This is a genomic window from Bacillus sp. NPDC060175 (assembly GCF_042728695.1).
Classification (GTDB): Bacteria; Bacillota; Bacilli; order Bacillales; family Bacillaceae_G; genus Bacillus_A.
In genome coordinates this window covers 1-13429 of sequence record NZ_JBHWYR010000009.1, presented here as the reverse complement: position 1 = coordinate 13429, position 13429 = coordinate 1, and the positions used below count along the sequence as shown (strand labels likewise).

Genomic DNA, 13429 nt, shown 5'->3' with positions numbered 1-13429 from the left:
CTTTGCGCGTACGCAAAGTGCCTGAACATGTGCTTTTACACTCTCCCTACGCTGGCATTATCCAACAGGTTCAAATGGTCAATAACGGACTAGTAGTCATACTCTCAGTTTGCATCCACAAACTCCCATGTGTTTATTATTCATCTACTTCAAAGTCTACTCTTATTCTAATAAAATAACAAGTTCTTTACTTTTATAGAATGATAGAGATCAGAACTCTCCTGGTTCAACCATTCTTCGCCTTTATATAAGTAAAACTCTCACACGTATATTTCACCACAAATAACTCAAACCGTCAGCAAGACTGAATAGAACAAAGATGTATGCTATATTTAACGTATGGAAATTTGAAAGGATGTTTTTAAATATGGCAAAAAGTATTGTAATTGCTGAAAAACCTTCTGTTGCACGTGATATCGCACGTGTACTGAAATGTGATAAAAAAGGGAACGGCTATCTTGAAGGTAGTAAATATATTGTTACTTGGGCTTTAGGTCATCTCGTTACATTAGCTGATCCAGAAAGCTATGATGTGAAATATAAACAGTGGAATTTAGAAGATTTACCAATGCTACCGGAGCGTTTAAAACTAACCGTTATTAAACAAACAGGGAAACAGTTTAACGCTGTAAAAAGTCAGCTTCTTAGAAAAGATGTAAATGAAATCATTATAGCTACTGACGCCGGTCGTGAGGGAGAGTTGGTCGCACGCTGGATTATCGATAAAGTTAAAATGCAGAAACCGATTAAACGTCTATGGATTTCATCTGTTACCGATAAAGCAATTAAAGATGGCTTCGCAAATTTAAAACCAGGAAAAGCATATGACAATCTATACGCTTCAGCTGTCGCACGTTCAGAGGCTGACTGGTATATCGGGCTTAATGCGACTCGAGCATTAACTACTCGCTTTAATGCCCAATTAAATTGTGGTCGTGTCCAAACACCTACTGTAGCCATGATTGCAAGCCGTGAAGATGAAATCAAACATTTCAAAGCTCAAACTTACTATGGTATCGAAGCTCAAACAGCTGAGAGATTAAAGCTAACTTGGCAAGATACAAAAGGAAATAGCCGTAGCTTTAATAAAGAAAAAACTGATGCAATCGTGAACAAAATTAGTAAGGAAAATGCTACTGTTGTAGACATTGATAAAAAACAAAAGAAATCGTTCGCTCCTGGTCTTTACGATTTAACTGAACTACAACGTGATGCGAATAAAATATTTGGTTACTCTGCGAAAGAAACATTAAACATTATGCAAAAATTATATGAACAGCATAAAGTTTTAACGTACCCTCGTACAGATTCACGCTATATTTCATCTGATATTGTCGGAACACTTCCAGAGCGTCTGAAGGCTTGCGGAGTTGGAGAATACCGTCCTTTAGCACATAAAGTATTGCAGAAACCTGTAAAATCTAATAAATCATTTGTTGATGATAGTAAAGTAAGTGATCATCACGCAATTATTCCAACAGAGAGCTATGTAAACTTCTCAGCTTTCACCGATAAAGAACGTAAAATTTATGACTTAGTTGTAAAACGTTTCTTAGCTGTTTTATTCCCGGCCTTTGAATATGAACAACTAACATTGCGCACGAAAATTGGTGACGAAACGTTCATCGCACGTGGAAAAACGATTTTACATGCTGGTTGGAAAGAGGTTTATGAAAATCGATTTGAAGATGATGATGCAATCGATGATGTAAAAGAACAAATCTTACCTCGCATCGAAAAAGGCGACACATTAAACGTAAAACTAATTGTCCAAACATCAGGTCAAACGAAAGCACCTGCACGCTTTAATGAAGCAACATTACTTTCAGCGATGGAAAACCCAACAAAATACATGGATACGCAAAACAAACAACTTGCTGACACGTTAAAGTCAACTGGTGGATTAGGTACTGTAGCAACGCGTGCTGATATTATCGACAAGTTATTCAATTCGTTCTTACTTGAAAAACGTGGTAAAGATATTCATATTACTTCAAAAGGCCGTCAGTTACTTGATTTAGTGCCAGAAGAACTGAAATCTCCTACACTAACTGGTGAATGGGAGCAAAAGTTAGAAGCTATCGCTAAAGGAAAATTAAAGAAAGAAGTATTCATTTCAGAAATGAAGAACTATACGAAGGAAATTGTTACTGAAATTAAATCAAGCGATAAAAAATATAAGCACGACAACATTTCAACGAAGTCTTGTCCAGACTGTGGTAAACCAATGTTAGAAGTAAACGGTAAAAAAGGAAAAATGCTTGTATGCCAAGATCGCGAATGTGGTCACCGTAAAAATGTATCCCGCACTACAAACGCACGCTGTCCTCAGTGTAAAAAGAAACTAGAACTTCGTGGTGAAGGAACAGGCCAAATTTTCGCATGTAAATGTGGCTATCGTGAGAAACTTTCTACATTCCAAGAGAGACGAAAAAAAGAATCCGGCAGCAAAGCTGATAAACGTGACGTCCAAAAATATATGAAACAACAGAACAAAGAAGAAGAACCATTAAACAATCCATTCGCAGAAGCATTAAAGAAATTAAAATTTGATTAAACAAAAAGGTTCCTACCACTATCGGTAGGAACCTTTTATTTTTAATGAATAATTTTACTTCCTTTTGCGTTCTCAACAAACTTTTCACTTGATTTGTTAATTGGTTTTTTCAGTAATAATGCAGCCACAACCATGATTACTACGAAAACACTTAACACAAGTAAATCTCTAGTTACTATATCCCAAAGCATTCCACCTACTGTTTCACGAATTGCACTAATAGCATATGTGAACGGTAAAAACGGATACAGTGCTTGGAAGAACGGCGGTGTCATTTGAATTGGGAACGTGCCGCCCGATCCTGCTACTTGCAGTACAAGTAAAATGATCGCCATCGATTTCCCAACGTTTCCGAAAATAGAAACGAGTGAGTACACGATACAAACAAATACTCCCCCAATAAATAAACTAAATAACACAAACCAGAATTTATCGACTACGTACGTACCGAGTAAGAATATATCACCCATCGATACGATAAACGCCTGTGAAAGACCTATCGTTAAGAATGTTAATAAACGTCCGAAGTAAACCTCATGGCTCTTATAATTCGCGCCCTCTTCGTGTACTTCTACCGTTAATAATGAAACCATTAATAATGCGCCTACCCATAATGCAAGCACTGTATAGAATGGTGACATTGCTGAACCGTAGTTCGGCATTGCAAATAATTTATTCTCTTTTAAATTTACTGGATTTGCAAAGTAGTCACTTTGCTTTTCAACATCGTTTTTCAATAAGCGTATGATGTCTTTTATATCCTCTTCAGATTCAAAATCACGAATTTTATCTGCTAATTCTTTAATCTTTTTCTCAGTAGCTGGCATTTCAGCTTTAATATCTGCAATTTTCTTTTGACCATCTACTAAGCCTTTTGATGAGTCTTCAAGTAATTTTTTCACATCTGGAAGCTTCTTATCTGCCTCGCCTAAAATTTGAGTTGTATTTTTAGACATCTCTTTTGTACGAGCAATTGCTGTGTTAAAGTTTGGAACAATTTCTGAATCATATGTTGCTAAGAAATCTCCTAATTGAGCTGAAGCATTTTTAGTTGCTTCATTAATACTTTCTACAACCTCTTTTGTAGGCTTCTGTCCATTGTTAATTAGTGTAGTTGCCTTATTCGTTGCATCTATACCTTTTTGAACAGTATTTTGTGCTTTATTCAATTTTGCAATTCCATTATTAAGGTTTTTGCCACTATTTACATCTGCTAATACCTTATTTGTGCTTTCTAGAACCGGAATCGCATCACCAATTAGATTCTTAGTAGCTTGTAATTGACCATTTAAATCGTTTAAAGCTACTTTTGTGCTATCTAATCCATTAACACCTCTATTATTTACGTCTGCTATAACACCTTCAAAATTATTTTTTGCCTTATCATATTCATTTTTCACAGTATCGTATGCTTCATTTGCATCAGCTTTAGCTTGATCAACTGTGCTAACTGCTTTTTTATAATCTGCTACAAATGTTTCACTGTAATCTTTTTCAGCTTGATCAATTAATCCATTTGCTGCATCTAGTTTTTGATTTGCTACATCTGTTACATCTTTCTTTACTTCTTGTCCTGTACCAATAACATTTACAATATCTTTAATACCGTTGTTTGCATTTTCCATACCGCTTTTAAGCTTAGTTAAGCGATCCACTCGCCCTTGGAAAAAGCTTTGACCAAAATCAGTCGTAGCCGATTTTTGAAGTTCAGTAAATACATTTATAAGGTATGCAACACTATCTGTACGACCTTGAAGATTTTCAGAAACCGCATTAAGATCTTGCTTTGCCTTTTCTGGATCAAACTGTCCATTTTGCAATCCATTCACAACACTTTTTCCATATGCTGTTCCTGCACGTGCTGAGTTTAAAACATTATTCACCGTTTGATTAATATTTCTTGCAATATTTTTATAACCTTCATCATTTAACTTTGAAAGATCTGGACGTGCTGGAAACTCAGGTAATCCCTTCATACCAGAAAGGTCTATCCCTGGATTCATTAAAAAGTTCGTAAACGTATTTGCTTTGTCCATTACATCTTTAGCCGTTGTTAAATGATTTCGTATCGTCCCAGGTGCATTTTGCAATGTTTGATCGTTGTTTGCAAAGAACTTATCTAAATTCCCTAACGCTTCTTGCCCATCATTAATAACACTTTCTACAACTGGTAACTCTTTTTGCGCTACTTTCACAACATCTTCTGCTCGCGTCGCATCATCTAATGCCTTATCCACAAGTGTATTCATTTCTGGGAACTGTGCTTCTAACTTAAATACGAGATCCTTGACCTTTTCAATACTCGGTAAGTTAGTTTCTAAATCGATTCCAAGGTCATTGAAGATTTTAAAAATCTCACCGTTTGCTGTTTTAACAAAGTTTTTACTAACCTCTTCTGTAAGACCCGATGCACCTTTAGCTGTAATTTTCGGTGCAATCGCATTTACTTTTTCATTTACATAGTAATCAAGTTCTGGTTTCTGTGGATTTTCATTCAAGACCGTTGCAATCTTTTCAGAAAAATCTTTTGGAATAGTAATACTTGCGGAATAATCTCCACGCTCTACTCCATAAATTGCTTGCTTTTCATCGACAAACTTCCATCCGAAATTTTTGTCCTTCTTAAGTGAATCTACAATTTCTTTCCCGATGTTAATATCTTTCCCTCTTAAATTTGATCCAACATCTTGGTTAGAAACTGCAATCTGGATTCCTTTCGTATTTCCGTAAGGATCCCAAGAGGCTTTAATGTTAAACCATGCATATAACGATGGTAAAATCATTAACCCTAAAACAATAACAATTGCAGCCCAATGTTTGGCTACATTCCGTAAATCTGTCTTATAAATACGCCAAATCTGTTTCATATAAGTTATCACCTAATTATATATTTTTCCTTCTTTAGAAAATGATACATGCATTTTGCAATTATATCACTTTCTACATCGTGGATTAACCGAAAACGCACTATTTTTCCCATTAAATATTTCACTTACTTCATTATATAACGAAGTAGAAAAAGTATGCATACAAAATGACTAAATTAGTTTTACATTCAATAATAACAAATATATAGGAAATGTCATAAAAAATACAAGTATTTTCTCTTGGGAATACTTGTATTCACAAAAAATCCTCACAGCTTTTCATTATCTGTGAGGATTTCTTCTATTATATACCTAATTGTACTTCTACACCGAAATGATCAGAAATTACATTTCGATTTGTTCCATTAAAAATGACTTTTGAAGAATTAATTGTTTTACTTTGAGTGCTTAATATTAGGTCGATTCGTAAGTTTTGTTTATTTTCATCCCAACCAGCAATCTCTCCTTGGACAGTCGTTCCTTCATCCTTCTCTATCGCTAGTTCATATGTGTCATATAAACCTTTTTGCATCATATACTCATAACCCTCTCCTTCCAAACGAGCATTGTTATTAAAATCACCCATTAAGAAGGAAAGTTCATTGCTATTTACACGCTCCATTAAACGATCAACTTGGTCTTTGAATGATTCTTCTTCATCATTCCACCAACCAAGATGGCAAGAATAAAACGTTATATTCTTATCATTATAAGCAATTGTTGCACTTACAATTTTGCGTGTTTTCCAATACGTTGTATCCTTATTTTTTGAGACAAAGAACGTATCTTCCTTTACAATGTTGTGCTTTGTTATAATTGCTAATCCTTCTTCGTACACATCATATCCAATATGAGAGAAATCCCAAATAATATTGTATTCTTTTACGTTTAATGCTCTTAACTCTTCTAGCAGTAAAAGCCCAAAATTATCTTTTTTCTTGTTACCGCATACATTTTCAGCTTGTATAGACTGACTTACTTCTTGCAATGCGATCACATCATAATCTTCTTCTTGAATTACTTTAGCAAGATACTTTATTTTTTCAATTTGATTCTCTTCTTGCCAAGAGTGACAATTTAAAGTTAGCAATTTCATATTATTACGCACCTAACATATCTTGAATATCTGACTTTAATACGTCAGCTTTCGGGCCATATACTGCTTGTACACCTTTATCTTTTACAATAAGTCCTAAAGCACCATTTTGTTTCCATTGTGCTTCTGGTGCAACAACATCTAAATCTTTTACTGTTATACGTAAACGTGTCATACAAGCATCTACGTCAGCAATATTATCTTTTCCGCCCAATAAATCAATAACTTTTGTTGCTAATGAACCATCTTGTACATTTCCTGTTCCTTCTGATGACTCATCTTCATTATCAATATAGTTACCTGCACGTCCTGGTGTTGGTAAATTGAATTTTTTAATTAAGAAATTGAATAACGTAAAGTTAAGACCGAAGAATACTAATGAAACAATGACAAAGTTAATTAAATCTCTTGTTAATCCTGCATTGACCATCATTGGTGTACGTGTAATTAACTCAATAAATCCAAATGCATGAACACGTAAATCAATTAAATCTACTAATGCGAATGCAAGTCCTGTTGTAATTGCATACACAACATATAATACTGGCGCAATAAACATGAACATGAATTCAATTGGTTCTGTTACACCTGTTAAGAATACCGCTAATGCAGCTGATAAGAACATTGGCTTATATTTTGCACGTTTTTCTTTATCAACATTACGGAACATCGCAAATGCAATCCCCATTAACGCTGCTGTTGAGCCGATAACTTGTCCAGCTTTGAAACGAGCTGGTACAACGTTATTTAATAAATCGTTATATGCTTTCGTATCTCCATTTGCTAATAAGTTATTTAAATCTGTAATCCATGCAAGCCATAATGGATCTTGTCCTGCTACAACTTGTCCAACTTTTGAACCAGTTAACATCGTATATGTTCCGCCTAGCTCTGTGTAGTTCATCGGAATCGTTAACATATGATGTAATCCAAACGGTAATAATAAACGTTCTAACGTTCCGTATACAAACGGTGCAACAATTGGTGCACTGTCTTTAGATGCTGCAATCCAGCGACCAAATTCATTTAATCCACTTTGGATAAATGGCCATACAAGTGATAATACAATCGCAGTAACTGTAGACCATACAATTACAACGAATGGTACGAATCGTTTTCCATTAAAGAATGCTAATGCCTGTGGCAGTTTATTATAGTTATAGTATTTGTTATATAAAGTAGCTCCTAGGAAACCTGTGATAATCCCTACGAACACTCCCATGTTTAATGCTGGTGCACCAAGTACAGAAGTAAAGTAATCTTTTACAAGTAAATCTCCTGCTAATGATGAAGAAACTGTCGCTTTTGAATCCGCTAACATTTGAGCGTTTACGCCAAATATAGCTCCTGTAATTCTGTTTGTTAAGACGAATGCTAACAGTGCTGCAAATGCACCACCTGCTCGATCCTTCGCCCAAGATCCCCCAATTGCTACTGCGAATAAAATGTGTAAATTTGTAATAATTGCCCAACCGATGTCTTCCATTACTCGAGCAATTGTATGAACTGCGTTAATATCCCCAGCAGACATCCCAATTAACTTACCGATAGAAATCATTAAACCAGCTGCTGGCATTACAGCTACAACAACTAATAATGCTTTCCCGAACTTTTGCCAAAAATCAAAAGACGTAATTTTCATCTGTTCTTCCTCCCCTTTATTTATAACAACATAATGATTTAAATTATAATTTCTGTTTCTCTTATGAAAGCGATTCCTTATGTTACTTTTTTATCTTTACGCAACCGTTTTCATAAATCTATTTTAATAAAAGCGTTTTCACATTGCAATAGAAATTTATTTTTTTTCATAAAAAAAGATGCTCAAGGAGCATCCTTTTTCATTATAAAATGCGATAAACCCTTGTTTCATAAGGTTTCAACGTGATTGTAGTTATTTGTTCATGTTCCGCAACTTCATAGTTATTTAAAAGCAAACGTTTGCGTTCTAATGCGAATAAACTCTCATTATACACAGCTTCCTCTTTTGAGATATTACTAATTACAATGACTTTTTCATCCTGTAACGTACGTGTATACGCATAAATTTGTGGATCATCTTCTAAAAGTAAATCGTACGTACCGTAGTTCAACACATCGTGCTCTTTTTTCAAGGCAATCATTTTCTTATAGAAATTGAAAATAGACTTTTCTTCATTTTTTTGCTTTTCAACATTAATTTCTTTGTAATTTGGATTCATGCCAAACCAAGGTGTACTTGTTGTGAAACCAGCATTCATCTCATCGTTCCACTGCATAGGTGTACGTGAATTATCGCGGCAAGAAGCCCATATAATTTCCATCATATCTTGATGTGATACGCCCTCTGCAATTTTCTCGCGATATAAATTTTTAATTGCTACATCATCGTAATCTTCAATATTTGGTAACTGAACATTTGTCATACCAATTTCTTGTCCTTGATAAATAAATGGTGTACCGTGCATAAAGAAATACATCGCTCCTAGAGCTGTTGCACTTTCACGCCAATATTGTTTATCATCTCCCCACGTTGAAACGATACGTGGTTTATCGTGATTCTCAATGTATAAAGCATTCCATCCTTTATTTTCTAATCCTTTTTGCCATTTCGTTAATACCTTTTTCAACCCTACAACATCAAGATCTTTCTTCTTTTCTGCATCCCATAAGCTTAAATGCTCAAACTGGAATACCATATTGAATTTACCTTGCTCTTCTCCAACCCAAAACTCAGCATCTTCAATTTTAACGCCATTAGCTTCACCAACAGTCATAATATCGTACTTAGAAAATGTATTTTCTTTTAACTCTTCTAATAAAGGTTGAATACCATCCACATTCATATGTTTATCAAAAGATGGCACATATTTTAATTCTTTTGGATTTGGCATATCCTTGAGGCCATCTTCTTTCTTAATATGACTGATCGCATCCACACGGAAACCATCAATTCCTTTATCAAGCCACCAATTAACCGTATCGTATAACACTTCGCGAACTTCTTTATTCTCCCAGTTTAAATCTGGTTGTTTACGTGAGAATAAATGTAAATAATATTGTCCTGTTACTTCATCGTATTCCCATGCCGAACCATTAAAAATACTTTCCCAGTTGTTTGGTTCCGCACCATCTTTGCCATCATGCCAAATATACCAATCACGCTTCGGATTGTCTTTAGATGAACGCGATTCAATAAACCATGGATGTTCATCACTCGTATGATTAATAACTAAATCAATAATAAGCTTCATATCACGCTTATGAACTTCATCTAGTAAAGCATCAAAATCTGCCATTGTACCAAACTCATCCATAATGTCTTGATAATCACTAATATCATAACCATTATCATCATTAGGTGACTTATACATTGGACAAATCCAAATTACATCTATACCTAAATCTTTTAAATAATCTAGTTTTGCAATAATACCTTGTAAATCTCCAATACCATCACCATTTGAATCCATAAAGCTACGTGGATAAATTTGATAAGCAACTGCTTCTTTCCACCATGTTTTCTTCATAATAACTCTCTCCTTTTGCATCTCTATTTTTTATGCAAACGTTTTCGTAACACTATCATAACAAAATATGGAGAGTTTGCAACTGTTTTCATTGAACTCCATGTAGATTCCTTATTCTTATGCTTTATTTATTTCTCGCAAAGGTAAAATGAAACTTTAATCAGTGGGGGGTGTCCATTTCCCACTGATTATTAGCCCACACCAATCGTACTTTTACGAGCATCCTGATTTTCATCTAACTTCTTTACTTCAGCCAGATTTTGAGGTGGGGGTCTTACTGCTCACAACTAGCAGGATAAATCTAACACTTCTCTGCTTCTTGTCCATACGCGTTAAACACACTCTTCATATACTAATACAAACTCATATTATTTCAGAAAGGAGATACAAATTGAAACAAACAAAATTAACTGGTCGTATCGTCGTTCCTTCGGATCCCGGGTATGACATAGCCCGAATGAATTTAAATTTAAGTATTCCAAAACTCCCTTGTATTATTGTTTTTTGTCAAAATAAAAATGATGTGTGTAACGCCTTAAAGTGGGCACGTGAGCATCATGTACCATTTCGCTTAAGAAGCGGACGTCATAGCTATGAAAATTTCTCTCTTTTAAATCGAGGACTTATTATTGATGTGAGTGAAATGAAGCAAATTACGGTTAATACAGGGAAATTAACAGCAACAATTGAAGCGGGTGCAAATCTTGGCACTGTTTATAAAGAACTTTGGAAACACGGTGTTACAATACCAGCTGGCACAAGTGCAAGTGTTGGTATCGTTGGATTAACACTTGGCGGTGGCATCGGCATGCTTTCACGCTTATTTGGACTAACATGTGATCAATTATTAGAAGTCGAAATGGTACAAGCGTGCGGAAAATTTGGTGCAAAAATCATTCGCGCAAATGAACGAGAAAACCCTAACCTGTTTTGGGCATGCCGCGGCGGTGGGGGTGGGAATTTCGGGATTGTTACTTCCTTAACTTTTCGTGTCCATCCTATAAAAAACGTCTCAATTTTCTCGATTACATGGGAATGGGAAGACTTTATTGCTGCATTTCAAGCTTGGCAAAACTGGGCACCTTATATAGATGAACGTCTCACTTCATCAATTGAATTATTCTCCAAACAACGAAATAAAATTGAGGTGAAGGGTGAATTTGTTGGCTCTCCCTCTGAACTCTATCCTCTATTATCTCCTCTTCTTGAAACTGGTAACCCCTCTCTCTTTATAGATGAAGTTCCTTATATAAAGGCTGTTCAATTCTTTAATAGCGGTAATATCCCTGAAAAATTTAAGCGCTCTGGTTCCTATGTATATAAAACGATTCCCCTTAAAGGCATTCAAATCATGCAACATTTTCTTTCTCATGCACCAAATAAAGATGCGAGTATTTGGCACCAATCACTCGTAGGTGCTGTAGAAAACGTTTCCCCTAATGAAACAGCTTATTTCCACCGCAAGGCAATTATTGCTCAAGAATATATTACCTCTTGGAAATGCGATGATGAAGAAAACCGAAATATACGCTGGGTTAAAGATTTACGGGAAAGCTTAGATCCTTACACACTAGGAGACTATGTCAATTGGCCCGATATCGACATAAAAAATTGGCAAACTAGTTATTATGGCTCTAATTTTCAAAGGTTGCGTAAAGTGAAGACAGCATATGACCCTTGTAATATTTTTCGTTTTCAACAAAGCATTCCTCCTTTTCATACGTAAAAAAAGAGATAAAATAAAAAATCATCCAATATGCCGTTGCCTCGCAGCATGTTGGATGATTCAAGTTGATTTTCTATATCGTTTCAAATTATTGCTCCTACTCATAAACTTTCAATTACGGATTAATTGTATTTCTCATCATTTTTATGTAATAAATGTAATTTAATATTTGGTACTTTATCTTTTTCAATACCGCTATTATAAGCAACAGGAATTTGAAATTCGAATTGCTTTGTCTCATGTTTTTGTAAATAGACTGGTTTCGGTACTGGATAATTTTTTGAATTCTCGTTTGCATTATCATATAAAACAACTTTTAATGCTTGTGAATGATTACAATAATTTTTTAGAGTAACAATACACCTTTGTTCGATATCCTCTCCATTTTTCTCCATTCTACACTGGCTATCTTCTTTTTTATATTCTATCGCCTCTACCCCTGTTTTTCCTGCGTAGTACCATGTTTTATTCAATGTCTGGAGGATGTTATTTAAAATAAACGGCATCATTAAAATCAAAATACTGATGCCTACTACTTTTATCTTATTCATTGTTCTAAATGTACTAGATTTCTTTTTCACTAGCCATTTTACAAATAATATAAATGCGATTACATGTAGTACGAAAGAAACAATTAATATATTTGAGACTTTATAATCCATATAAATATATGTATATACCGGAACCTTATAGAAATTGAATAGTTTTTCCCCAATTAATTCATTATCGTTTGGAATTTTTAATAATAACAAAACCCCTATACTGTAACAAATAGCTACTAATCGATCATACTCAATTCGAACCATTCCTTCTCCCCTTCCCTTTGCTTTTTTATTATCGATTTTAGCTATTATTACCATACTATACAATCATTTTATAGAGGATAACGTAAAAAAGTTCCTTATAAATATATAAAGAACCTTATTAATATACAATATGAATTAGAAAATCAATATGCAATTTTCACATAGAGATCTCCTCAAAATATGTTGGATTATGTATTGTAATTTTTTTATCCAGAATTGTAACAATACTATCGTTTTTTAATTGTTTTAATACGCCGCTAACCGTCTCTCGGGACGTCCCAGATATTTTCGATATTTCAATTGTTGTAAGTGGGCATGAAATTACAATCGTTTCGCCACTCTGTTCTCCTAAATCCTGCATTAAATAATTTAATGTTTGAATGACCCGATCTTGTGCATTAGGAATTGTAATGTTTTGTACTCGATTTTCGTTTAGTTTTAATATCGATGATAATTGCTGAACAACGTACATTAATTGCGCCCTACTAGATTTCACCATATCTTCGAAAATTACTGTCGGAATATAATATACCTCTACATCTGTCATCGCTTCTGCCGTATAGTTATATCCTCTGTCTGTAAACATACCACCATAAGGAAAAATAGAATACCGCTTTACATAGTCATCATATAATAAATTCCCACTTTGATTTACCCGCTCTAACTTTACAAAACCATCTAACATGAAGTAAATTCTTTCTCTTGAATCCCCTTCTAAAAATAAAAATTGACCCTTTTTATAAGTTCGCCAATAGACAAACTCCGTCAAACCTTTCAATTTCTTTTCTGTTAAATGAGCAAATAATTCAAATTGCTTTAAATCTTTAACTACGTTCCGTCTATTCATAAGATTCCCTCTCTCTTGCTG

General features: G+C 34.6%; 8 protein-coding genes and 1 riboswitch. Of the genes, 2 read left to right on the top strand and 6 right to left on the bottom strand.

Annotated features, from left to right (window positions below):
• Positions 1 to 26: 26 nt before the first annotated feature.
• A riboswitch (TPP riboswitch) is annotated at positions 27 to 139 on the bottom strand.
• 228 nt (positions 140 to 367) lie between these two features.
• Positions 368 to 2557, top strand: a complete 2190-nt coding sequence (gene topB, locus ACFWDE_RS07195; protein WP_377891110.1) for a DNA topoisomerase III — start codon at positions 368 to 370, stop codon at positions 2555 to 2557.
• A gap of 41 nt (positions 2558 to 2598) precedes the next feature.
• Here the strand turns inward: topB and ACFWDE_RS07190 are convergent, their stop codons facing one another.
• The 4 genes from ACFWDE_RS07190 to ACFWDE_RS07175 all read right to left on the bottom strand — a co-directional run bounded on the left by ACFWDE_RS07190 (position 2599) and on the right by ACFWDE_RS07175 (position 10029).
• The gene (locus ACFWDE_RS07190) at positions 2599 to 5424 is read right to left on the bottom strand and encodes a YhgE/Pip family protein (protein WP_377891108.1); all 2826 of its coding nucleotides are present in this window, start codon (positions 5422 to 5424) and stop codon (positions 2599 to 2601) included.
• Between the two features lie 304 nt (positions 5425 to 5728).
• Positions 5729 to 6520 carry an endonuclease/exonuclease/phosphatase family protein gene (locus ACFWDE_RS07185; protein WP_377891106.1) on the bottom strand — a complete coding sequence of 264 codons (792 nt, stop codon included), beginning with the start codon at positions 6518 to 6520 and terminating at the stop codon, positions 5729 to 5731.
• Positions 6521 to 6524: 4 nt separating this feature from the next.
• Positions 6525 to 8162 carry a PTS transporter subunit IIBC gene (locus ACFWDE_RS07180; RefSeq protein WP_016103422.1) on the bottom strand — a complete coding sequence of 546 codons (1638 nt, stop codon included), beginning with the start codon at positions 8160 to 8162 and terminating at the stop codon, positions 6525 to 6527.
• 202 nt (positions 8163 to 8364) lie between these two features.
• Positions 8365 to 10029 (bottom strand): glycoside hydrolase family 13 protein, encoded by a 1665-nt coding sequence (locus ACFWDE_RS07175; RefSeq protein ID WP_377891103.1) that lies wholly within the window; start codon positions 10027 to 10029, stop codon positions 8365 to 8367.
• A gap of 391 nt (positions 10030 to 10420) precedes the next feature.
• On the opposite strand from ACFWDE_RS07175, the gene ACFWDE_RS07170 reads away from it, so the two are divergent.
• The gene (locus ACFWDE_RS07170) at positions 10421 to 11755 is read left to right on the top strand and encodes an FAD-binding oxidoreductase (protein ID WP_377891101.1); all 1335 of its coding nucleotides are present in this window, start codon (positions 10421 to 10423) and stop codon (positions 11753 to 11755) included.
• A 122-nt stretch (positions 11756 to 11877) separates the two neighbouring features.
• Here ACFWDE_RS07170 and ACFWDE_RS07165 read toward each other — a convergent pair whose 3' ends face one another.
• Together ACFWDE_RS07165 and ACFWDE_RS07160 are read right to left on the bottom strand one after the other, a co-directional pair.
• The gene (locus tag ACFWDE_RS07165) at positions 11878 to 12561 is read right to left on the bottom strand and encodes an ABC transporter permease (RefSeq protein WP_377891099.1); all 684 of its coding nucleotides are present in this window, start codon (positions 12559 to 12561) and stop codon (positions 11878 to 11880) included.
• Between the two features lie 157 nt (positions 12562 to 12718).
• Positions 12719 to 13408, bottom strand: a complete 690-nt coding sequence (locus ACFWDE_RS07160; RefSeq protein ID WP_377891240.1) for a Crp/Fnr family transcriptional regulator — start codon at positions 13406 to 13408, stop codon at positions 12719 to 12721.
• Positions 13409 to 13429: the final 21 nt, after the last annotated feature.